Origin of the sequence: Paraburkholderia lycopersici (assembly GCF_900096975.1) — a bacterium.
Classification (GTDB): domain Bacteria; phylum Pseudomonadota; class Gammaproteobacteria; order Burkholderiales; family Burkholderiaceae; genus Paraburkholderia; species Paraburkholderia lycopersici.
Window position 1 is genome coordinate 13,036 of record NZ_FMYQ01000043.1, and the last position, 22,274, is coordinate 35,309.

The following is a 22,274-nucleotide window of genomic DNA, read 5'->3' on the forward strand; positions in this document are numbered from 1 at the left end:
GCGCGAAGCTCAGCGCGTCCAGCCCCAGAACATCAGCCACCAGGCGCTGTCCACCACGGCGAGCGCCACGGCAAAGCCCGCGAGCGCGAGCGCGCGCTGCCAGAAGCGCTTGCTGTAGCGCCCCGTTACGCGCCATGCGAGCCAGGCGCTCCAGAGGTTCGTGACGACGAGAATCGCGATCCGCACTTCCGCCGCCCAGTCGAGCGGTACATGCTCGGCGCGCAGCAGCGAAAGCGTCGTGGCCGAAAGGCCGAGGAATACGCCCGCGCCCGCCAGCGGAATCAGCGACTGCACGAAGTGATGCAGACGCCGCATCTCGAAACGCCCGAGCACGGCCGTCGAGCCCGCCAGGATTGCAAAGAGCGCCGTGCCGTACACGAGCCCCGTCGCGACGATGTAGCCGACGATCATCGCGCCGTCGAGCCACGAGAACACGTCGTTCTGCGCGGGGTAATGCGTGAGCAGGAACCACGGCGCGCTGGTGTCGAGCGGCCAGGTGATGTCGCGGTCGATGAGCCAGCCGGCGAGCCACTGCTTCATGCCGATGAACCACGGCGAGCCGGTCCAGTGAAACGCGCCGATCGCCACGCCGAGCAGGCCGTAGAGAATCAGCGCGGTGTCCCAGGCGCTCGCCTGGCTGTCGCCGAGTTCGACCACTTCTTGCGCCGGCGAGCGCCACGAAAGCGCGATCGCGTCGCGGTGGCCGCTGCAGCGTCCGCACATATGGCACTGCGCGGCGCCCTTCATGCTGCGCAGCGGCACGAGCGGCGCGCAGTTCACGGGTATCACGCGATGCCCGCCGTGCTCGCCATGCGTATAGGAGTTGCGCCAGGCGTCTTCGTCGACCTTGTAGTGAAACGGCGCGAGACGCGCCAGAAGCGCAAAAACCCCGTTCACGGGGCACAGATACTTGCACCAGACGCGCTTCTCGCGCCCGTACAGAAAGCCGATCACCATCGCGCCGGCCGTCGAGCCGCCCAGCACCAGCAGCACCGCCTTGGGATACTGGTAGACGCTCACCATCTGTCCGTAGATCGTGGTGAGGCCGAACGCCACGAAAGGCCAGCCGCCCCAGCGCATCCAGTGCGGAATCGCCTTGCCGCGCCCGAACCGGCTCGCGAACTCCGTGAGCGCGCCTTCGGGGCAGAGCACGCCGCACCATACGCGGCCGAGCATCACCATCGAAAGCAGCACGAACGGCCACCAGATGCCCCAGAACACGAACTGCGCCGCGAGCGTGAGGTTGTTCCAGAGGTGCGCGGCGTCGCCGGGCAGCGGCATGACGGCCGGCACGAGAATCAGGAAGGCATAGACGGCGACCACGACCCACTGCACGGCACGGATCACCGCGCCGTGGCGTTGCATCCACTGGCCCGCCTGGGCGAGCTTGCCGCGGCGCGCCGTTGCCTCAGTCGGGCGGGCGGAGGCACAACTCATGCTGCCTTCCTCTTCGCGACCGCCGCGGCGCGGCCGGTGGCGCGCCGCACGAGGAACCACACCACGAGCCAGTAAACGGCGTACGCGATCAGGTTCATGAGCGCGGGATGCGCGCGGTAGCCCGTGAGCGTCGCGACGAGCGAGCCGAAGGTGCTCGAGTCGTCGAGGATCGCCGAGGAGTTCCATACCTGATCGATCACCGTCGGCAGGATTTCCTTGTCGATCAGCTTGTCGACGCCGGTCTGGAACAGGCCCGCGCCGAGGAACAGCAGCATGATCTCGGTGATGCGGAAGAAGTGCCGCCACGAGAACACCTTGCCGCCGAGTTGCAGGATGTAGAACGTGAGAAACGCGAGCGCGAGGCCGATCAGCACGGCGACGTACTGGCTCGCGCCTACATGGCCCGACTGGCCGAAACCGAGGCCGTAGAGAAAGATCACCGTCTCGCTGCCTTCGCGCGCGATGGCGAGCGCGACGAGCACGAGCACGCCCCACCAGTTCGAATCGCGCGTGCTCACTTCGAGCGACTGCTCCATTTCGCGCTTGAGCGTGCGGCCGTGCCGCTTCATCCACAGCACCATCTGCACGATCAGCACGCACGCCACCAGCACCATCGCGGTCTGGAAGTAATCCTGTGCGTCGCCCGAAAGCACTTCGGTGAAGCCGACCAGCGCCGCGCCGAGCGCGATCGCGGCAAGAATGCCCAGCGCCACGCCGGCCCACAGATACGGCAAGCCGCGCCGCGCATCCGCGTCGCCGTTCTTCAGCCACGCATAGAGAATCCCGACGACGAGCAGCGCCTCGACGCTCTCCCGCCATACGATGAACACCACCTGACCCATTCCACACCTCCCGCCGCCGGCGCCACGCGCCGCCGGCCTACATCGCGACGCCTCACCTGGCGACGATCACACCCTGCGCCTGCTGGTGGAAATCGTCGAAGAACTTGTATTCGCCCGGATCGAGCGGCGCGATCACGACGAACGAGTCCGCGCCGGGTGCGAGCACCTTCTCCTTGCGCAGTTGAACGCTCTCGAACTCCACCGCGCCCTTGCCCGTGTTGCGCACCTCGATCTTGATGCGCTTGCCCGCCGGCACCTCGATGCGCGCGGGGTTGAGCTTGCCGTCGGCCATTTCGAGCTTGAACGTCGGCAGATCTTCGGCGCGCGCCGCCGTGGCCATGCCGGCCAGCGACACGGCAAAAGACGCGCTGAGCGCGAGCGCCGCAAACTTCCGGATTCCAGTCATTGGTCTTACCTGCTCCTTCCTGCTTTTCATGCAGCGGCGGCGCCTTCGCGCGCGCCGCTGCCGCCTCACCTGCGCAAATGGCTTAGTAGCCGCCCTTCTTGCCGATGCCCGCGAACGGGAAATCGTATTCGAGCGTGAACGGCTTGAACCACGGACCCACGCCCGTTTCCTTGTCGACGTGGCGGCCGAACGCCATGTGGCCCGTCTGCATCGGCGGTTCCACGATGAGCTTCAGGTGATACTTGCCCGGGCCGGCCAGCTTGACGTTGTCGCCGTAGTGCGGGCCGTCGTTCGCGACCATCGGCATCAGATCGCCCTTCTGCACATAGCTCGAACCCGGTTTGGTCAGCTCGTAATGCACCTGCAGATACGGCATCCAGTCGCCTTCGGCGAAACCGGTCGGGTTGTTCTTGACGGCATGGATGTCCGACTCGAGGTGAATGTCGGAATCCGATGCCTTGCGCATCATGCCTTCGGGCTCCATCGTGATCGGCTGCAGATAGACCGCGCCGATTTCCATGCCGCCCTGGATTTGCTGCTTGCCGATCGGGTATTCGGCCGCGTGCGCCGCGAACGCAGCCGTGGCGGCCGCGATGACGGCGGTGCCGCGCAAGAGAGTGTGGATCCGCATCGAAACTCCTGATTTTTATTTAGAGGGTTACATCCCACTGGGTCAGTCCGCATGCACCTAAAAACGTTAATGCGAACAATTCTCAATAATAGCGAAGTTTAACACCGATGCGGATGAGGGACAAATTCGGCGACACGAAAAGCCTTAACGGAACAGGGTTTTAGCTGCGTTTTGTTAACACCGCCTTACGGGTCTTCGCAGGCGGGTTTCAGGGCCGGAAATGCACGAAAGGCAATCGAAGGATTCAGCAGGGCCGCTGGCGCCCTGCCCGCCCGGAGCGTCAGGACGCTCAGGCCGGATGATCGCCCACGTTCGCCCCGAACACGCGCTGGCGCAGCACGGCGAGCTGGTCGCGCGCCTGCGCGGCCTTCTCGAATTCGAGGTTCTTCGCGTAGTCCATCATCTGCTTTTCGAGCTTCTTGATTTCCTTCGCGATCTGCTTCTCGGACATGTCCTCGAGCTTCGCGCGCTCCTGCTCCTCGCGCAGCTCGGCGCGCGCTTCGTCCACGTTGTAGACGCCGTCGATGATGTCCTTGATGCGCTTGACCACCCCGCGCGGCACGATGCCGTGCTCCTCGTTGAAGGCGATCTGCCTGGCGCGGCGGCGCTCGGTCTCGTCGATCGCGCGGCGCATCGAGTCGGTGATGCGGTCGCCATACAGAATCGCCTTGCCGTTCACGTTGCGCGCCGCACGGCCGATGGTCTGGATCAGCGAGCGCTCGGCGCGCAGGAAGCCTTCCTTGTCGGCGTCGAGAATCGCCACGAGCGAGACCTCGGGAATGTCGAGGCCCTCGCGCAGCAGGTTGATCCCGACGAGCACGTCGAAGGTGCCCAGACGCAGGTCGCGGATGATTTCCACGCGCTCGACCGTGTCGATGTCGCTGTGCAGATAGCGCACCTTCACGCCGTGGTCGGCGAGGAACTCGGTGAGCTGCTCGGCCATGCGCTTGGTGAGCGTGGTGACGAGCACGCGCTCGCCCGCGGCCACGCGCTCGTTGATCTCGCCGAGCACGTCGTCGACCTGCGTCGAGGCCGGGCGCACCTCGATCACTGGATCGACGAGACCCGTGGGCCGCACGACCTGCTCGGCGATCTGGCCCGTCACCTTCTTCTCGTAGTCGGCGGGCGTGGCCGAGACGAACACCACCTGGCGCATCTTGCGCTCGAACTCGTTGAACTTGAGCGGCCGGTTGTCGAGCGCCGAAGGCAACCGGAACCCGTAATCGACGAGATTCTCCTTGCGCGCGCGGTCGCCGTTGTACATGCCGTTGAACTGGCCGATCAGCACGTGCGATTCGTCGAGGAACATCATGGCGTCGGCCGGCAGGTAATCGACGAGCGTAGGCGGCGGCTCGCCGGGCAGCGCGCCCGAAAAGTGCCGCGAGTAGTTCTCGATGCCCTTGCAGAAGCCCAGTTCCTGGAGCATTTCCAGGTCGAAGCGCGTGCGCTGTTCGAGGCGCTGCGCCTCCACGAGCTTGCCCTCGGCGTGAAAGAATTCGAGCCGCTCGCGCAACTCGGCCTTGATCGTTTCGACGGCGCGCAGCACGGTTTCGCGCGGCGTCACGTAGTGCGACGACGGATAGACGGTAAAGCGCGGAATCTTCTGGCGCACGCGGCCCGTGAGCGGGTCGAAGAGTTGCAGCGTCTCCACCTCGTCGTCGAACAGTTCCACGCGCACGGCCATTTCGGCGTGCTCGGCCGGGAAGATGTCGATGGTGTCGCCGCGCACGCGGAACGTGCCGCGCTGGAAGTCCTGCTCGTTGCGCGTGTACTGCATGGCAATGAGACGCGCGATGATGTCGCGCTGGCCGAGCCTGTCGCCCTGACGCAGCGTGAGAATCATCTGGTGGTACTCGGACGGATTGCCGATACCGTAGATCGCCGAAACGGTCGCGACGATCACCACGTCGCGCCGCTCCATCAGGCTTTTCGTCGCGGAGAGGCGCATCTGCTCGATATGCTCGTTGATCGACGAGTCCTTCTCGATGAACAGGTCGCGCTGCGGCACGTAGGCCTCGGGCTGGTAATAGTCGTAGTACGAGACGAAGTACTCGACCGCGTTGCGCGGAAAAAACTCGCGGAACTCGGCGTAGAGCTGCGCGGCGAGCGTCTTGTTCGGCGCGAACACGATGGCCGGGCGGCCGAGCCGCGCAATGGTGTTCGCCATCGTATAGGTCTTGCCCGAACCCGTCACGCCCAGCAGCGTCTGGAACGAAAGGCCGTCCTCCACGCCCTCGACGAGCGTTTCGATCGCGGTCGGCTGGTCGCCGGCCGGCGAGTACGGCTGGTAGAGCTGGAACGGCGAGCCTTCGTACTGGACGAATTTCGACTCGTCGAGCGCGGGCGCGTCGGCGACGATGTGGTCGGACATGGGGGCATCCTGTGCGCGGAGCAAACAACTATTCTAGCGTCTCGCGCTTTGGCGAGACGGGGCGGGCCAAGGCGGCCTCCAGCGCAGATGGGGCGTGAAAGCCGGACTGCAAGGCCGGTGCGCCGCGACGCGAAAATCGTCCGTTCGTGCCGGAAAATCGCCCGCAAACCTGTGCGGCCGATGCCAATTCGGCGGAAACCCCGCTTGAGGATTCGTTACAATAGCGAGTTGCGTGGCCTGCGCAAGCGCGTCCACCGAGCTTCTTCCCTCACTTTTGCCGAACGATCATGTCCCTCTTTTCCGCTGTCGAACTCGCCCCTCGCGACCCGATCCTGGGTCTGAACGAAGCCTATAACGCCGATGCTCGCGCGACCAAGGTGAACCTCGGTGTGGGCGTGTACACCAACGAGGAAGGCAAGATTCCGCTGCTGCGCGCGGTGCGCGAAGCGGAAAAGGCCCGCGTGGAAGCCGGTCTGCCGCGCGGTTATCTGCCGATCGAAGGTCTCGCCGCCTACGACGTCGCCGTGCAGAAGCTGCTGCTCGGCGACGACTCGCCGCTGATCGCGGCGGGCCGGGTCGTCACGGCACAAGCGCTGGGCGGCACGGGCGCGTTGAAGATCGGCGCAGACTTTCTCAAGCGCGTGAACCCGAACGCCAAGGTCGCGATCAGCGACCCGAGCTGGGAAAACCACCGTGCGCTGTTCGAAAGCGCAGGCTTCGAGGTGATCGCGTACCCGTACTACGACGCGCTGACCAACGGCGTGAACTTCGAAGGCATGCTCGCCGCGCTGAACGGCTACGCGGCCGGCACCATCATCGTGCTGCACGCGTGCTGCCACAACCCGACCGGCGTCGACCTCACGATCGATCAGTGGAAGCAGGTCGTCGAAGTCGTGAAGGCGCGCGGCCTCGTGCCGTTCCTCGACATCGCCTACCAGGGCTTCGGCGACGGCATCGCCGAAGACGGCGAAGCCGTGCGCCTCTTCGCCGCTTCGGAACTCAACGTGTTCGTTTCGTCGTCGTTCTCGAAGTCGTTCTCGCTGTATGGCGAACGCGTGGGCGCGCTGTCGATCATCACGAACAGCAAGGAAGAGTCGGCGCGCGTGCTCTCGCAGCTCAAGCGCGTGATCCGCACGAACTACTCGAACCCGCCCACGCACGGCGGCTCGGTGGTCGCAGCCGTGCTCGGCTCGGCCGACCTGCGCGCGATGTGGGAAACGGAGCTCGGCGAAATGCGCAACCGCATCCGCGCGATGCGCACGGGCCTCGTCGAGCGCCTTGCGGCCGCCGGCGTGGACCGCGATTTCAACTTCATCAACCTGCAGCGCGGCATGTTCTCGTACTCCGGCCTGACCGCGGCACAAGTCGATCGCCTGCGCGAAGAGTTCGGGATCTACGCCGTGAGCACGGGCCGCATCTGCGTGGCCGCGTTGAACACGCGCAACCTCGACGTCGTCGCGAACGCAATCGCGCAAGTGCTGAAGTAAGGTCGTTCGCGAACCACGGGAAGCGCTGCGAAGCGGCGCACCGAAGCGCTAAAAAGGCGTCCGTTCTCGCGAATGGACGCCTTTTGCCTTGGCGGACGAGCCAGGAAACCCGGCGGAAACTCAGCCGCCGTGGCCGCGCATGTCGCGATGGATATCGTGCGTGACGAAACCCGAGTCGTTGTCGGGCTTGTCGAGCCAACCCGGCTGCACGAGCGAGGCACGGATGTCCTGCAAGCCGCTGGCCCAATGCTCGCGCATCGTCGAAATGCCGAACTGGTAGTCCTTGAAATGCCCCTCGTACTCCTTCTGCCGGTAGATGAGGTGGATGACGTTGTATTTCCTCGAGCACGAGAGCTCGTCCGCCAGCGCGATCCACGGGTCGTCGCGATGCTCGGGCGCGACGCGATCGAGCACTTCGCGCAACACGTGGCGAAACCGTTGCGAACGCTGCAGCATGTCGGTCACGAGACGCGTGCGGCTCGAATACTGAATATCCTTCACGCGGCCCTGCACGTCGATGATGTTGTCGGGCACCGGCCCGCGCGCACTCCACAAATCGACCTGGAACGCGAGCGTGTCGCGCCTCGGCGTGGTCTGTATCACCTCGTAGAGCGGCGTATTCGACATCAGACCGCCGTCCCAGTAATACTCGCCGTCGATCTCCACCGCCGCGAAGCCCGGCGGCAGCGCGCCCGAGGCGATGAAGTGCTCGGGCCGCAACGCAGTGGTCGTGGTGTCGAAATAGACGAAGTTGCCGCTACCCACGTTGACCGCGCCCACGGACACGCGCGTTTCGCCCGAGTTGATGCGATCGAAATCGCAGAGCCGCTCGAGCGTGGCCTTGAGGGGTTTCGTGTCGTAGTAGCTGGCTCTTTCCGGCGAGCCCGAGTCGGTAGGCAGCGGCGGCGGAAAGCGCGGCACGAAAAAGCCCTTCTGGCCTTCGACGACCGCACCCGCCGCCTGCAAGGCCGTGAAGGTCTTGCGCACGGAAGCGTTGGCATTGAAAAGCGCGTGCTCGATGAACGGCGGCAGCGGCGGGCTGTAGGCCGGCTGGCAGATCGTCTCCCAGAACTCGCGCAGCCTCGCCACGCGATGCTCGGGCGCATTGCCCGCGATGATCGCGGTATTGAGCGCGCCGATCGAAATACCCGCGATCCAGTTGGGCACGATGCCGGCCTCGAATAGCCCTTCGTACACGCCCGCCTGATACGCGCCGAGCGCGCCGCCGCCCTGCAGCGTGAGCGCGACGGTTTCCCACTGCTGCGTCTCCCCGCCGCACTGCGAAATACGCGGACGCGGCGCCGCAGCCGCGTGCATGCCGGCCTCTTCGCCGACCGCGCTCGACTGGACCTGTCCCTTCTTGCGTTGCGCCATGGCCGCGCCTCCTCCGCTCGATGCGTGCGTTATTGCATGAACCAGCCGTGGCTCACCACGAAGGACTGGCCCGTGAACGCAGCGCTCGGAAAGGCCGAGAGGAACAGCACCGTTTGCGCGACGTCCTCGACGGTCGTGAAGATGCCGTCAACGGTGCCGCCCAGCATCACGCGCTTGACGACTTCCTCCTCGGAAATGCCGAGTTCCTTCGCCTGCTCGGGAATCTGCTTTTCCACGAGCGGCGTGCGCACAAACCCCGGACACACGACGTGCGAGCGCACGTTGTGCTTGCCGCCTTCCTTCGCGAGCACGCGCGCGAGCCCCAGAAGCGCGTGCTTGGCCGCGACGTACGCCGACTTGAGCGGCGAGGCTTCGTGCGAATGCACCGAACCCATGTAGATCACGACGCCGCCGCGGTCGTCCTTGTACATGTGCTTGAGCACCGCTTTGGTCGTGAGGAAGGCGCCGTCCACGTGGATGGCCTGCATCTTCTTCCAGTCGGAGAACGCGTAGTTCTCGATCGGGTTCACGATCTGGATGCCGGCATTCGAAACGAGAATGTCGACCGGACCGAACTCAGCCGCGACTCGGTCGATGCCCTGATTCACCGCCTCCTCGCTCGTGACGTCCATGGCGACGCCGATGGCCTTGCCGCCTGCGCCCTTGATCTCTTCCGCCACGGCGTCCGCGCCGCTCTGGTTGAGGTCGGCAATGGCGACCGCTGCGCCCGCCTGCGCGAGCGTGAGCGCGATCTGCTTGCCGATGCCGCTGGCCGCGCCGGTAACGACTGCGACCTTGCCATCGAGTTTCGTGTTCAGAGAGAGAGACGACATCCGACACCTCCAGGTTAGTGAACCGCGACCACGTTGCATGGAACCAGGGCATGGCGCTCGAGCGCCGACTCTGGTTCGACAGGATGAGACCTCGGCACGCGCGCCGTCAAACCTGACGAATGGCTTATGCCATCCGGCCAGATGTTGCGTCGCGGCCAACGGCGCTATTGTGCATGAAGGCGCTTGCACGGAGCACCAAGCCGGACTGGCAAAGCGTTTTCCGCCGCACGGCGCGAGGCGCTGTCCCGTTCAGCGCCAACGACGAAGTCGTGCTAGTTTTGCGAACTCGACAGCAGACTTCTTTCATTGAACAGCAGGAAGCGCTATGAGACCGGAGTCGGTGCCAGGGCACCCACTTCGGCCAACGCGCTAACTGCGTCGACAGGAGGCGTTCATGAACTATCGGCGACTGGGCCGCTCAGGCTTGCAGGTAAGCGAACTGTCCATCGGCTCGTGGGTGACCTATGGCAATCAGGTCGACGCGAAGCTCGCGCGCGAATCTCTCGCGGCCGCGCGCGACGCCGGCGTCAACTTCTTCGACAACGCCGAGGTCTACGCCGCCGGCAAGTCGGAAGAACTCATGGGCCAGGCCCTCAAGGAACTGGCGTGGCCGCGCGTGAGCTACGTGATCTCGACCAAGTTCTTCTGGGGTTTGAACGAAGCGCCCAACCAGTACCACACGCTCAACCGCAAATACCTGATGAACGCCATCGACGGCTCGCTCAAGCGGCTGCAGCTCGATTACGTCGATCTCGTGTTCTGCCACCGCCCCGACCCGAACACGCCGGTCGAGGAAACCGTCTGGGCCATGAGCGACATGATTACGCGCGGCAAGGCGCTTTACTGGGGCACGTCGGAATGGAGCGCCGACGAAATCCGCGGCGCATGGGAAATTGCTGAGCGCCATCACCTTCACAAACCCGTCATGGAGCAGCCGCAATACAACCTGTTCCATCGCAAGCGTGTGGAAGACGAATACCGTCGACTCTACGAGGACATCGGGCTTGGCCTCACCACCTGGAGCCCGCTCGCCTCGGGACTCCTCACCGGCAAATACCGCAGCGGCGTGCCCTCCGGCAGTCGCGCTGAACTGCAGGGCTACGACTGGCTGCGCAAGAACGTCACGGACGTGGCCAAGAATGAGATCGTCGGGAGGCTCGCCGGGTTCGCGAAGCAGCTCGACTGCTCGGCGGGGCAACTGGCGCTCGCGTGGATCCTGAAAAATCCGCATGTGAGCACGGTCATCACGGGGGCGTCGCGCGTGGAGCAGATCGGCGAGAACATGAAGGCGCGCGAGGTGGCGGAAAAGATCACACCGGACATCAAGACGCAGATCGGGGCGATCGTCGGCGACGCTTACGACTGAGCATCCGGGCGCGCTACGCGGTAAGGCATCTGCAGTGGCGCACCGGTGGTGGCGTACCGGCGGTGGCGTACCGGTGGTGGCGTACCGGTGGTGGCGTACAATACGCGGCCTCGCCGCTCGATCCACGCTCTCGTCATTCGGTCGGCGCATGTCGCAGGCGGCGCGCCTAACGCGCCGCCACTACCGTATTCCCCGTTCTCACCGGACCCCGTGTCCCGCCCATCATGCTGAGCTACCGTCACGCCTTCCACGCCGGCAATCATGCCGACGTTCTCAAACACACCGTCGTCGTGCAACTGCTGCATTACCTCGGCAAGAAGGACAAGGCGTACTGGTATATCGACACGCATGCCGGCGCTGGCGCCTACGCGCTGCGCGAAGGCTACGCAACGAAGAACGCCGAATTCGACACGGGTATCGGCAAGCTGTGGGGCCGCGACGACCTGCCTGCGGCGCTCGCGGACTACGTCGACGAGGTGGCGGCACTAAACCCCGACGGCAACTTGCGCTTCTACCCAGGTTCGCCCTATCTGGCGTGGCGGCTCATGCGCGAACAAGACCGCATGCGGCTCTTCGAGCTGCACAGTACGGAAATCGAAGTTCTGCGCCACCGCTTTCACGACGCGGGGCGGCGCGTGATGATCTATGCCGGCGACGGGTTCGACGGCATCAAGGCGCTGCTGCCCCCGCCGCCGCGCCGGGCGCTCGTGCTGATCGACCCATCCTTCGAGGACAAGCGCGATTACGCGCGCACGCTCACTTGCGTGGAGGAAAGCCTCAAGCGCTTCGCGAACGGCACGTATGCGGTGTGGTATCCGCAGGTCGCGCGCCCCGAGGCGCAGCGCTTCCCCGAACAGCTCAAGCGCCTTCAGCAGAAAAACTGGCTGCATCTCACACTTTCGGTGAGCAAGGCGCCCGAAGACGGCTTCGGCCTTTACGGCAGCGGCATGTTCATCCTGAATCCGCCCTACACGCTCGAAGCGACCATGAAAGATGCGCTGCCGTGGCTCGTGAAAACGCTCGGTCAGGACGCCGGCGCGCAATTCGGGATCGAGTCGCGCGGCGACTGATCCGCGCGGTCCGAGTCGGCCCGCGCAAGCCGCATTACTGCGGCGCGGGTAGTGGCTGTGGACGCGGCGACGACGGACGGTGAGGAGAATGAGGCGGGCGCGGCGGATTCGGCCGCCCGCTGCTGCCGGGGACCTCCACATACGGCGCAACGATGTAAGGCTGGGACGAATCCGGCGCCAGTCCGGCCGGCTGTGCCGCATGGACCATCGGTTCGTGCGAAAGCGGCGCGTTCTGCAGCACCAGCCCCGATTGGCCATCGCTGATGCCCCTCTGCGTATCCAGCACAAGCGGCTGCCCCGCATGCGCGCTGGCGCTCGCCCACGCCATGGCAACGGCGATCAGACCGGCCCGTGCAACAGAACAACGACGCAACGCACGGTCAGGCAGACGAAAAACGCGGTGGGAAATACGGTCTTGCACCATGGACACCCCCGGATAGAAAGCGATGCCAATGCTATGACGGCTTGTCGCAAAAAGACTTTACCTTACCGCGGTGGGAAGGCTCAGACTCTGTTCGGTTGACGGTGCAGAAATGACAAAGCCCCGCCAATGCGGGGCTTGCGATAGTGCTTTTGAAACCAGCTTACAGCGAGTTATAGCCGTTCGTTTCGATCGAACGAATACGCTGTTCGAGTTGCACGATATCGGTCGACGAAGCGAGATACGCTTCGCGGCGGCGACGTTCGGCAGTTTCAAACCAGGTGCTCAGCTTTTCAAGAAGGTACGCAAACATGACGGTGTGCTCCAAGGATTCGGCGATCCCCGGTGAATTCGCATCAGGGATAACCCTAGTAAGGGATAACCCGCATTATAGCGCCTGCACCGGTCTTTGCCAGTGAATTGCCCGAATGCAGTGCATTCCGTTTTGGAATGGACACCGAACAAGAATTGGCAACATCATGTTTTATCGGCACATTTCTTAGCAAACTCGTAGACGCCACGGCCGCACCGCAAATAAACGCACCGAATTGGTGCGAGAAGCCAGAGGAGTTGCGTCAATTTGCCCGCAGCGGTTGCGCCTGTGCTCAGTGCGCACGGGTGCTCTGGTGACAGTCCGGCGTCGCACTGTCGGCGAGCCGCTCGATGATCGGGCAGTCGGGCCGATCATCGCCGTGGCAATGCGCGGCGAGGTGGGCGAGCGTGTCGCGCATCTGCGTCAGTTCGGCGATGCGCTGGTCGAGTTCCGAGACATGCTCGAGCGCAATCGACTTGACCTCGGCGCTAGTACGCGAGCGGTCGCGCCAGAGCGCCAGCAGGCGCCGGATGTCGTCAACGAGGAAGCCCAGTCGGCGCGCCTGGCGGATGAAGCGCAGCGAATGCACTTCCTCCGTGCCATACACGCGATACCCGGACTCCGTGCGCCCCTTGGGCGCCAGCAATCCGACGCTTTCGTAGTAGCGAATCATTTTTGCCGTGACGCCCGATGCGCGCGCCGCTTCGCCGATGTTCACGCCGTTCTCCTGCCGTTTGGTCAATTGCTCGATCGTACACGTTCCCATAATGGGAAGGTCCAGCGCGACAACAAGCCCCGGCTGGCATAATCCGGCGACGGCCTCATCCAGTGGTAACAAGTCTCAATTTCTGAAAAAGGAAGACACGATGATCCAGTTCAACGTCGAAGGCATGAGTTGCCAGCATTGCGTGGGTGCCGTCACGCGCGCGATTCACGAGCATGACGCGCAGGCCCTGGTCGAGGTCGATCTGGCCGCCGGCCGCGTAAAGGTCGAATCAAACCAGAGCGCCGACGTGCTGAAGTCCGCGATCGACGAAGCCGGCTATACCGTGGTCGGCACGTCCAGCGTCTAACGGCCGCGCCATGTTCAAGGTTGCCGTGATCGGTGCTTCGGGGCTGCTCGGGCGCGCCGTGGTCCGCGAACTCGCCGCGGAAACCGCCTGGCAGGTCGTGCCGACCGCGTTCCGTCACGGCGGTCCGCAGCAGGCCGTGCTCGACGTGCGCGATGCGCAGGCCGTGAGCGCGTTCGTCGAGCGCGAGGCGCCCGATGCGATCGTGCTGGCCGCCGCCGAACGCCGTCCCGACGTCTGCGAGCATGACCCGGCGGCAGCGCGTGCGCTCAATGTCGATGCAGTACGCAGCATCGCCGCGGCGGCGCGGCGGCGCGGCGCGTGGGTGCTCTCGATTTCCACCGATTACGTTTTCGACGGCACCCGGCCGCCCTACCGGATCGAGGACGCGCCGAACCCGCTCAACGCCTATGGCCATAGCAAGCTCGAAGGCGAGCGAGTGCTGCTCGAGACCAGCGACAACGCTCTCGTGCTGCGGCTGCCCTTGCTGTACGGGCCGATCGTCGGCTGGCACGAGTCGGCGGTGAGGAGCCTCGTGCCGGCCATCGTCGCCTCGGCACAGCCCGGGGCGCAGGCGGCGCCGATGGATGCGTGGGCCACGCGCTATCCCACGTTCACGCCCGACGTGGCGTTCGTGATCCGCGAACTGCTGCTGCGCTGCGCGGACGGCGAGCCCGTGCGCGGCATCGCGCAATGGTCCGGCGACGAGCCGATGACGAAGTCCGACATCGCCGGGCGGCTCGCGCAGGCGCTGGGCGTGGAGGCGCGGCTCCTCGCCCAGCCCACGCCGACGGACGCCACACCGCGTCCGCGCGACTGCCACCTCGATTCGAGCCGCCTCGAGGCGCTGGGCATGGGCCGCCGCACATCGTTCGACGCCGCGATTCGTGCGGTGCTCGACGCTTTCACGAACCGCGCCGCGCCGGGCAACGCGTAACGACAAGCGGCGTCGCTACATCAAATGGTCAGGCTGTTGCACGCTCGCCCCTCGGTGAAAATCTCAGTGGAAATTCCGGCTCTCCGTCGCGAGCCGCCCGAGCAGCCGGCTGTGATCCTCCAGCCGCTGCGCGACCAGATGCACGACCTCGCCTTCGCGCTGCACCACGCCCGCCACCGCCAGCAGCGACGCCCCTAACAGCTCCTTGCGCTGCGACTCGACGAGCGCCGCGTGCACGATCACGTTGACGCTGCCGGTCTCGTCTTCGAGCGACACGAAGATCGTGCCGTTCGCCGTGCCGGGCCGCTGCCGCACCGTCACGATCCCGCATACGCGCGCGAGCATGCCGTGCCGGCAGTGCGCCAGTTGCTCCGCTGTGCGAAAGCGCTGCTTCGCCAGACCGCGACGCAGCAGTTCGAGCGGATGACGATTCAGCGTGAGCCGCAGGCTCGCATAATCGGCGACGATCTCCGCGCCTTCGGAAGCGCGCGGCAGCGCGAGCGGCGCCTCGGCGACGGGGGCATCGCGCAGCAGCGCGGGAACCGCGTGCTGCGCGGTCACGGCCCACCACGCCTCGCGCCGGTGGCCCGCGATGCTCGCGAGCGCGTTCGCCGCCGCCAGCGCCTCCAGCTCGCGCCGCGTGAGCGCCGCGCGCCGCGCGAGGTCGTCGACATCGGTGAACGGTGCGCGCTCGCGTGCCTCCATCACACGCCGCGCGGCATCTTCGGAAAAGCCCTTGATGAGGCTGAAGCCGAGGCGCACGGCCGGGCCGCCGCGCCCATAACGCCGCGGTGCGATCGCAATGCGCGCGCGCACGACGCGCTTGAGGCCATCCATGAACCTGCGCCGCCGCCTGCCGCGCTTGAGCGTGCCCCTTTGCGCCAATGCGGCTGCGTCGAGCAGCGCGCGATAACGCCCCGCTTCGTCGCGGCGCGCGCGGACCGCCTCGGCGTCGAAGCGCTGACCGGGTACGCCGCGCCTTTCCAGCACCGACTCCCAGTCGCTCAGCGCGATATCGGGCGCGCGCACCTGCACGCCGTGACGTTTCGCATCCTGCACGAGCTGCGAAGGCGAATAAAACCCGAGCGGCTGGCTGTTCAGCAGCCCTGCCAGAAACGCCGCGGGCTCGTAGCGCTTGAGCCACGAGCTCGTGTAGACGAGCAGCGCGAAACTCGCCGCATGGCTTTCCGGAAAGCCGTAGTCGCCGAAACCCTCGATCTGCTTGCAGATGCGGTCGGCAAAATCCTGCGTGTAGCCGTTCTTGCACATGCGCTTCGTAAGATCGTCCTGATACGGACGCAAATCGCCGTCGCGCCGCCATGCGGCCATCGCGCGGCGCAGCTTGTCGGCTTCCTCGGCGGTGTAGTCGGCGGCGACCATCGCGAGATGCATCACCTGCTCCTGGAAGATCGGCACGCCGAGCGTGCGTTCGAGCACCGGACGCAATGCTTCCTTCGCGTACACCACCTCCTCGTCCCCGCGCCTGCGCTTCAGGTACGGATGCACCATGTTCCCCTGAATCGGCCCAGGGCGCACGATCGCCACCTGGATCACGAGGTCGTAATAGGTGCGCGGGCGCAAACGCGGCAACATGCTCTGCTGCGCGCGCGACTCGATCTGGAACACGCCGACCGTATCGGCCTTGGCGCACATGCGATACACCGCCGGGTCCTCCACCGGAATGTCCTGCACGCGCATTTCGGGCAGGCCGCGCCGCAGCGCCACGAATTCGAGCGAGCGCCGGATCGCCGAGAGCATGCCGAGCGCGAGCACGTCCATCTTCAGAAGGCGCAGCGCGTCGATATCGTCCTTGTCCCACTCGATCACGTAGCGGTCCTTCATCGCCGCGTTTTCGATCGGCACGAGACGCGAAAGCTTGTCGCGCGCGATCACGAAGCCGCCCACGTGCTGCGAAAGATGGCGCGGAAAACCGCGCAGTTCGCGCGTGAGCCGGATGAGTTGCTGCGTGACATGCGAATCCGGCGAGAAACCCGCCTCCTCCAGATGGCGCGCGATCGAATCGGGACCGTCCCACCACTGGTGCGCGCCCGACAGCTTTTCGACAAGCGCATTGTCGAGGCCGAGCGCCTTGCCGACGTCGCGCAGCGCGCTGCGCGAACGATAGGTGATGAGCGTCGCGGCCAGCGCGGCGCGGCGTGTGCCGTACTTGCGGTAGATGTACTGGATGACTTCCTCGCGACGCTGATGCTCGAAGTCCACGTCGATGTCGGGCGGCTCGTTGCGCGCGCGGGACAGAAAGCGCGCGACGAGCATGTTCATGCGCACCGGATCGATTTCCGTGATCTTCAGGCAGTAGCAGACCACCGAGTTCGCCGCCGAGCCGCGCCCCTGGCACAGGATCTTCTGCTCGCGAGCGTAGCGGACGATGTCGTGCACGGTCAGGAAGTACTTCTCGTATTTCAGCTCGGTGATGAGCTCGAGTTCCTGCTCGATCTGCTCGCGACGCTTCTCGTTCAGGCCGTCGGGCCAGCGCTCCAGCGCGCCCTTCATCACGAGCTCGCGCAGCCACGAAGCAGGCGTCTCGCCGGACGGCACCAGTTCCTCGGGATATTCGTAGGCCAGCTCGCCGAGCGAGAACGTGCAGCGGCGCGCGACGTCGAGCGTGGCGTCGAGGGCATCGCGCGGATAAATCGCGCCAAGCCGCACGCGCGAGCGCAGATGACGCTCCGCATTCGCCTCCAGCACGCGTCCGCACTTGGCGAGCGGCTTGCCGGCGCGGATCGCGCTCAGCGTGTCCTGCAGCGGCTTGCGCGAGCGCGCGTGCATGAGCACGCCACCCGCCGCGACGAGCGGCAGACCACTCTCCTGCGAGACGTGGCGCAACACTTCGATCTGCGTGTCGTCGCCGCCCGTTTGCCAGAGTTCGAGCGCGAGCCAGGCGCGCTCGGCCGCGAAGCCCGCTAGCCAGTGCGCGGCGCGCAAGGTTTGCGCAAGCGTGGCCGTTCGCTGCGGCACGAGCAGCAGCACGCAGTCGCGCAGATGCTTCAGATGCTCGAAGCCCGGCGCGGGTCCGGTGAAATCGGCGGGATGCACGCGATAGCTGCCTTTCTCCGCACGCGACCGCGCGAGCGTGATCAGTTCGCAAAGATTGCCGTAGCCTTCGCGGTTCATGGCGAGCGCAACGAGCGTGCAGAACGGCGAGCCATGTTCGTCGACGAGATTCAGCTCGCTGCCGATCAGCAGATGCAGCGACGGCTCGAACGGCGCTGGCGTCACTGCGGCCATTGCGGCCGCGTTGCCGCCGCGCGTGCGGACCTCGCGCATGGCCTCGTCGTGCGCTTTTTTGCGCGGCTCATCGTACTCGTTGAGCGCGCTGTAAGCACGCACGACGCCCGCGAACGAGCATTCGTCGGTGATCGCGAGCGCGCGGTAGCCGTGACGGATCGCCTGCTCGACCAGCTCGCCCGGGCGCGACGCGCCGCGCAGGAAGGTGAAGTTGGTGAGGCAGTGCAGCTCCGCGTAATCGGGTAGCTGCGTACTCGAAGAAAGTTGTGCCGGCACCGATGTGGCCGCCCCGCTGATCGACATGATTCCTGAAACGAACAAGCGCTAACCGAAAAGTCCCTGCAGATACCACTGACCGCCAATGCGCTCGCGATACAGCCAGAACATGCGGCCCCGGTCGTCGGCGGCGACATAGTAGTCGCGCCCGACGCCCTCGCCGTCCCACCAGCCGGACTCGATGCGCTCGGTGCGCGTGAGCGTCTTGAGCGGACGCCGATAGACGGGCCGGTCGCCTCGCATCGCGAGCTTGAGCGGCTTTTCGAGCAGCCACGCCGGGCGCGGCTGCGCCGGCAGCGGCACCTCGGGCAGATCGAAGGCGCTCTGCGCGCTCGCGCCGGCTTCCTGCTGCATATCGCGCTCCTTGCGCGGCTTGCGCGAGCGCTTCGCTTCGCTCTCGCGGTAAGGCCGCGCCGACATCGCCAGCTCGGGCCGATGATCGTCCTCGACGAAAAGCTGCAGCACGTTCTGCTCGCCGAGCCGCGCGCCGATGCGCTCGAAGAGCTGCCCGAGCGACGCCTCGGCAGCCTCGTGCATGGGAAAGAGCGCGTCGGTGGGCGCCTCGTACTCGCTCACCTGCGAGGCGACGAGCGCAAGACCGATCACGGGCGCGGCGAGTTCGGTCTGATTGAGGCGCTCGCGCAACAGCCACAGCAAATGATCGGCGTCGCGCGAGGGCGACGCCCAGGCGATCGTGAGGCTAGAAGTGCGCGGCGCGTGGCGCGAAGCCAGTTCGTGCTCCAGACGCAACTCGAAACCGCTCAGCGCCGTGTGTTGTGCGGCGAGCCAGCCGGCCAGCAGCATCACGAGACGGCGCGCGGCAAAGAGCAGCGCCTCGGCGCTCTCCACGCGCGCCTGCAATTCGAGCGACGCGTGAAACGACGGCGGCGCGGCGAACCAGACGCGCGGATCGGGCGCTTCGCCGCGCGCCTGCGCGAGCCAGCCGAGCACGCCGTCGCCGAAGCGCCGCACGATGCCGTCGCGCGGCAGCCGCCGCAGATCGCCGAGCGTCGCGCAACCGATTTGCGTGAGCGCATGATCGTGCTGCGCGGCGAACGGCGCGAGCGTGACCGGCAGCGCGTCGAGCACGCGCGAAAGCGTCGTGTTCTTGAGCGCATGCCAGCGACGCGAGGCATGCGTGGCGCGGGCCTGCGCGAGCGTCCACGCACCCCACGCGGTGGGCGCGCAGGCAATGCGCGCGACGTGCCCGCAGTTGGCCACCGTCGCCGCGACCTTGGCGAGCAGCGCGCGCACGCCGCCGAAAAGACGCAAGCCCGAGCCGACTTCGAGCAACAGCGTGTGCGACTGCGCGAGCGACACCCTGGGCGTATAGGCGAGCAACGCGAGCGCGAGCGCCTCGGACGCGCGGGTTTCGCGCGCCGGATCGGGTTCGAGCAGCACGAGCCCCGGCGCGAGCGCGAGCGCATGGGAGCGCGCGTTGCCGGGCTGGACGCCGAGGCGCAGCGCGTCGAGATCGGCGATCAGGATGCGCGTGTGGTCGGCGAGCGCGTAGCAGCGCGGCGCGCTCGCGCCACCGGAATCCGCATCGACGCCGGCGTCTTCAGACAGGGACGACGTTGACAGCACCAGCGGCCTCACGGCCTCCAGCGGCAACAGCGGCAAGGTGACGGCGATCCACAGCATGATTGGCCCCGGGCCACGGCATGACGGCGGAAGCTGCGTCCGGCTGGGGCAGCACCGCATCCTGCAGCGGCAATGTGATGACGAGTGGTTGAGCGGGCGGCGGCCCGCGGCGCTTGAAGATGTCCACGGAAAGCGCGGCGAGTTGCATCCATTGCCGCCGGTTCAGGTTCGCGTCGGCGGGCGGGGGCACCGGCGAGCAGGTCATGCGCAGCGGCGCCGGCGACGACTGGTTGCGCGCGGCGAGCGGCCGCACGAAAAACGCGAGCGCCTGCGAATCCTGGGCGGCGACCTGCAGGCGGCGCACCGCATCGGCGCGCGCCTTCGCCTGCCAGAGCAGCACGGCGCCGATGCCTTCCTGCTTGAGCGCCTGTTCGGCTACCCACGCGGCCTCGCCCTCGGCCGCGCGAACCCAGATCACGCGCTCCAGCGCGAGCCCCCATGCTTTGAGCGCGCAGGCGTACGGGCGCCAAGGCGGCGCGACGAGCAGCACGTGCCGGCCAGCCTGCGCGGTGAGCGCACGCAACGCCGGCGCGACGAGCCGCATCTCGCCAACGCCGCCCTGCTCGACGAGCAGTTCGGTCAGGCTGCCCGCGGGCCAGCCGGCGCCTGGGAGCTGGGCGTCCAGCGTGGCGTGACCGCTCGGCACCGTGCGCTCGCTTGCATGGGCGAGCTGATCGCCTTGCCAGACACGGCTTTGCAGCCTGGACGGCAAGTGCGCGGCGAGCTGCGCGGCGGATTGCGCAATGGACTGGAGTGCTGCTGCCATGATTCGTGCCTGGTTGATGGGAATACTTCGCCCTGCCCGACGGAAATGGGGCATGGTTGGGAAGCGATCAGATCTCCTCTTCCTGTATATTTATACAGTATTTTGTGGGGGAAAAGGAAGGCGGGAAATGGGGGGCGGAGACTTGGCGGCGATCTGCCGTGGGTGGTGGGGGCCCCAGGGTGGCGTGCTTGCTAACGGCTCCCGCGGATACCCCGACGGAAACCGTAGCTGGACATTATCGTCTTCGACGGAAAACCCAATGCGTGCGCAATGACCTCTTATTCGGACTTCTGGGAGATGACGCCGTACCAGCCAAGCCCCCGATAGGTCTCATAGCCCGGCGTCGCTGCGAACGACACGATCGACCCGTCAACGTCACGGTAGGATCCCGAAGATTTTCCGCTGGTCTGCAAGCGAAAGCGCTCGTCCAGAATACCCTTGCCGTCCGAAGCAGCGATGACCCGGAATGACGAATCCACGATCATGCAACGCGAACGCCGCCATTCTTCCTCGCTCAGGCGAACGCCTTTGACCACGGTCTCGGCTTGCGGAGCCCAGTCGAAGAAAATGACGAGTGCGCCAAGCACGCGCCCGTCGAGGGCACCGCCCTCGCGGATCGCCGTTGAATAGGTTGCGACCTGCGCATTGCGCAGCAGCGCGAGTGTCTCGACGTCCGACGCAACGTACTGCGAACCCGAAGCAGTCTTCATTGCGGACTTGTACCACTCGGCACCCGCCACGTTTTGCCCCCGCACCGCATAGGTCGAGTGACGACCGTTTGCGACGACCACGCCGTTCGCGTCGACGACCCAAAGGTCGCGGTAAACCGTATAGCTTTCCAGTATGACTTCAAGGCGGCTGCATGCGTGGCTGGCCGCCCCGGCGCTCCCATCCGCGAGACATTCGACCACTGCGGAATCCGTTGCCCACCAACGCACATCGCACGAGCGCTCATACAGGTTGCGATCGATGATATCGATCATATTCAGTGCAAGGTCCGTACAGCGCTGGCCATCCAGGGAACGCATTCTCTCGATCATGTTGTCACCAAGTTCTGTCAGCTTCGACAGCGAGCCGGCGAGTTCCTTGTTAAGCCCGGTAGTGATATCGGAGATACGCGTTGAGACATGCTTCACCTGGCTGGCCACGACCGCGAAGCCCTTGCCCGCGTCACCGGCCCTGGCAGCTTCGATCAGGGCGTTTAGTGCGAGGAAGGTGGTTTCCCGATTGATATCGTTGATGTCATTGATCTTCCCGGACGCGAGACGTTTGACCTCATGCGTCAGATCGACGATGGCTTGCGGATTGGACATGCGAAACTCCCCATCTGATGAACTTGTTCTGCGAGTGTCCTATGCAAGCTTCGCGCCTAATTACGCGACTACAGAACTGGATGGAGAAAACGTTTGCTAACCATTATGGGTGCGGATTTCGGCCACGATGCACGTTTGAAAGCACCAGCAATGAGCAAAGACGCACCGATTTGAGGATTGCATTTCTGAGGACACGAAGACCCTCTTAAAATAAAAAGAGGGTTTTCTGCCTATCAGCAAGCTTGGTCATTACGTGGAAAGTATCCCTTCAACCAGAACTTCGCACCCTCGGTTGCTCGATCCACAGGCCCAGGACATCACGCTGGCCATCCGCCTGGATACCTAGTGCCAGATAGACCGCCTTGTTGCTGACCACGCCGTCGTCGCGGACCCCGTAACATCCGGGGGGCTTCCTCATCGTCGACAGCATGGCAGGCATCGAGCACGTGCCCCGTCCGCCGCCGGCCGGAC

At 65.5% G+C, this 22,274-nt stretch carries 18 protein-coding genes and 1 pseudogene; 5 read left to right on the top strand and 14 right to left on the bottom strand.

Annotation, left to right across the window (positions count from 1 at the left end):
* Positions 1-9 precede the first annotated feature (9 nt).
* The 5 genes from BLU17_RS30135 to uvrB all read right to left on the bottom strand — a co-directional run bounded on the left by BLU17_RS30135 (position 10) and on the right by uvrB (position 5,687).
* Positions 10-1,437 carry a 4Fe-4S binding protein gene (locus BLU17_RS30135; RefSeq protein WP_092005762.1) on the bottom strand — a complete coding sequence of 476 codons (1,428 nt, stop codon included), beginning with the start codon at positions 1,435-1,437 and terminating at the stop codon, positions 10-12.
* Complete coding sequence (locus tag BLU17_RS30140; RefSeq protein ID WP_092005765.1) at positions 1,434-2,279, bottom strand: FTR1 family iron permease; 846 nt, start codon at positions 2,277-2,279, stop codon at positions 1,434-1,436. The genes BLU17_RS30135 and BLU17_RS30140 overlap by 4 nt, the downstream gene beginning before the upstream one ends.
* A gap of 52 nt (positions 2,280-2,331) precedes the next feature.
* Positions 2,332-2,685 carry a cupredoxin domain-containing protein gene (locus BLU17_RS30145; RefSeq protein WP_092005769.1) on the bottom strand — a complete coding sequence of 118 codons (354 nt, stop codon included), beginning with the start codon at positions 2,683-2,685 and terminating at the stop codon, positions 2,332-2,334.
* An 82-nt stretch (positions 2,686-2,767) separates the two neighbouring features.
* Positions 2,768-3,316 (bottom strand): iron transporter, encoded by a 549-nt coding sequence (locus BLU17_RS30150; RefSeq protein ID WP_092005772.1) that lies wholly within the window; start codon positions 3,314-3,316, stop codon positions 2,768-2,770.
* A 289-nt stretch (positions 3,317-3,605) separates the two neighbouring features.
* On the bottom strand, positions 3,606-5,687 hold the full coding sequence (uvrB, locus tag BLU17_RS30155; RefSeq protein WP_092005775.1) for an excinuclease ABC subunit UvrB: 2,082 nt from the start codon (positions 5,685-5,687) through the stop codon (positions 3,606-3,608).
* Positions 5,688-5,974: 287 nt separating this feature from the next.
* On the opposite strand from uvrB, the gene BLU17_RS30160 reads away from it, so the two are divergent.
* The gene (locus tag BLU17_RS30160) at positions 5,975-7,174 is read left to right on the top strand and encodes an amino acid aminotransferase (protein WP_092005778.1); all 1,200 of its coding nucleotides are present in this window, start codon (positions 5,975-5,977) and stop codon (positions 7,172-7,174) included.
* A gap of 120 nt (positions 7,175-7,294) precedes the next feature.
* On the opposite strand, the gene BLU17_RS30165 is transcribed toward BLU17_RS30160, so the two are convergent.
* Both BLU17_RS30165 and BLU17_RS30170 read right to left on the bottom strand, forming a co-directional pair.
* Entirely contained in the window at positions 7,295-8,548 is a 1,254-nt protein-coding gene (locus BLU17_RS30165) for a DUF3734 domain-containing protein (protein ID WP_092005781.1), read from the bottom strand.
* Positions 8,549-8,577: 29 nt separating this feature from the next.
* Positions 8,578-9,381, bottom strand: a complete 804-nt coding sequence (locus BLU17_RS30170; RefSeq protein ID WP_092005784.1) for a 3-hydroxybutyrate dehydrogenase — start codon at positions 9,379-9,381, stop codon at positions 8,578-8,580.
* 394 nt (positions 9,382-9,775) lie between these two features.
* Here BLU17_RS30170 and BLU17_RS30175 point away from each other — a divergent pair, with 394 nt between their 5' ends.
* Both BLU17_RS30175 and BLU17_RS30180 read left to right on the top strand, forming a co-directional pair.
* Positions 9,776-10,747: a potassium channel beta subunit family protein gene (locus BLU17_RS30175; RefSeq protein ID WP_092005787.1), complete on the top strand. Its 972-nt coding sequence runs from the start codon at positions 9,776-9,778 to the stop codon at positions 10,745-10,747.
* A gap of 224 nt (positions 10,748-10,971) precedes the next feature.
* Positions 10,972-11,817 carry a 23S rRNA (adenine(2030)-N(6))-methyltransferase RlmJ gene (locus BLU17_RS30180; protein ID WP_092005790.1) on the top strand — a complete coding sequence of 282 codons (846 nt, stop codon included), beginning with the start codon at positions 10,972-10,974 and terminating at the stop codon, positions 11,815-11,817.
* Positions 11,818-12,401: 584 nt separating this feature from the next.
* On the opposite strand, the gene BLU17_RS30190 is transcribed toward BLU17_RS30180, so the two are convergent.
* Positions 12,402-12,551 carry a DUF3563 family protein gene (locus BLU17_RS30190; protein ID WP_092005793.1) on the bottom strand — a complete coding sequence of 50 codons (150 nt, stop codon included), beginning with the start codon at positions 12,549-12,551 and terminating at the stop codon, positions 12,402-12,404.
* A gap of 292 nt (positions 12,552-12,843) precedes the next feature.
* Entirely contained in the window at positions 12,844-13,269 is a 426-nt protein-coding gene (cueR, locus tag BLU17_RS30195) for a Cu(I)-responsive transcriptional regulator (RefSeq protein WP_092005826.1), read from the bottom strand.
* A 148-nt stretch (positions 13,270-13,417) separates the two neighbouring features.
* On the opposite strand from cueR, the gene BLU17_RS30200 reads away from it, so the two are divergent.
* The gene (locus tag BLU17_RS30200; protein ID WP_092005796.1) at positions 13,418-13,624 is read left to right on the top strand and encodes a heavy-metal-associated domain-containing protein; all 207 of its coding nucleotides are present in this window, start codon (positions 13,418-13,420) and stop codon (positions 13,622-13,624) included.
* Between the two features lie 10 nt (positions 13,625-13,634).
* Positions 13,635-14,558, top strand: coding sequence for a dTDP-4-dehydrorhamnose reductase family protein (locus BLU17_RS30205; RefSeq protein ID WP_092005799.1), 924 nt, complete (start codon positions 13,635-13,637; stop codon positions 14,556-14,558).
* Between the two features lie 63 nt (positions 14,559-14,621).
* Here the strand turns inward: BLU17_RS30205 and BLU17_RS30210 are convergent, their stop codons facing one another.
* The 5 genes and pseudogenes from BLU17_RS30210 to BLU17_RS32795 form a co-directional block, all read right to left on the bottom strand.
* Positions 14,622-18,107, bottom strand: a complete 3,486-nt coding sequence (locus tag BLU17_RS30210; protein WP_092005802.1) for an error-prone DNA polymerase — start codon at positions 18,105-18,107, stop codon at positions 14,622-14,624.
* 21 nt (positions 18,108-18,128) lie between these two features.
* On the bottom strand, positions 18,129-19,724 hold the full coding sequence (locus BLU17_RS30215) for a Y-family DNA polymerase (RefSeq protein ID WP_092005805.1): 1,596 nt from the start codon (positions 19,722-19,724) through the stop codon (positions 18,129-18,131).
* Positions 19,642-20,490: a translesion DNA synthesis-associated protein ImuA gene (imuA, locus tag BLU17_RS30220; RefSeq protein ID WP_092005808.1), complete on the bottom strand. Its 849-nt coding sequence runs from the start codon at positions 20,488-20,490 to the stop codon at positions 19,642-19,644. The genes BLU17_RS30215 and imuA overlap by 83 nt, the downstream gene beginning before the upstream one ends.
* 278 nt (positions 20,491-20,768) lie before the next feature.
* Entirely contained in the window at positions 20,769-21,803 is a 1,035-nt protein-coding gene (locus tag BLU17_RS34335; RefSeq protein ID WP_092005812.1) for a methyl-accepting chemotaxis protein, read from the bottom strand.
* 266 nt (positions 21,804-22,069) lie between these two features.
* A pseudogene (locus tag BLU17_RS32795) lies at positions 22,070-22,194 on the bottom strand (transposase); the annotation flags it as partial.
* Between the last annotated feature and the right edge of the window lie 80 nt (positions 22,195-22,274).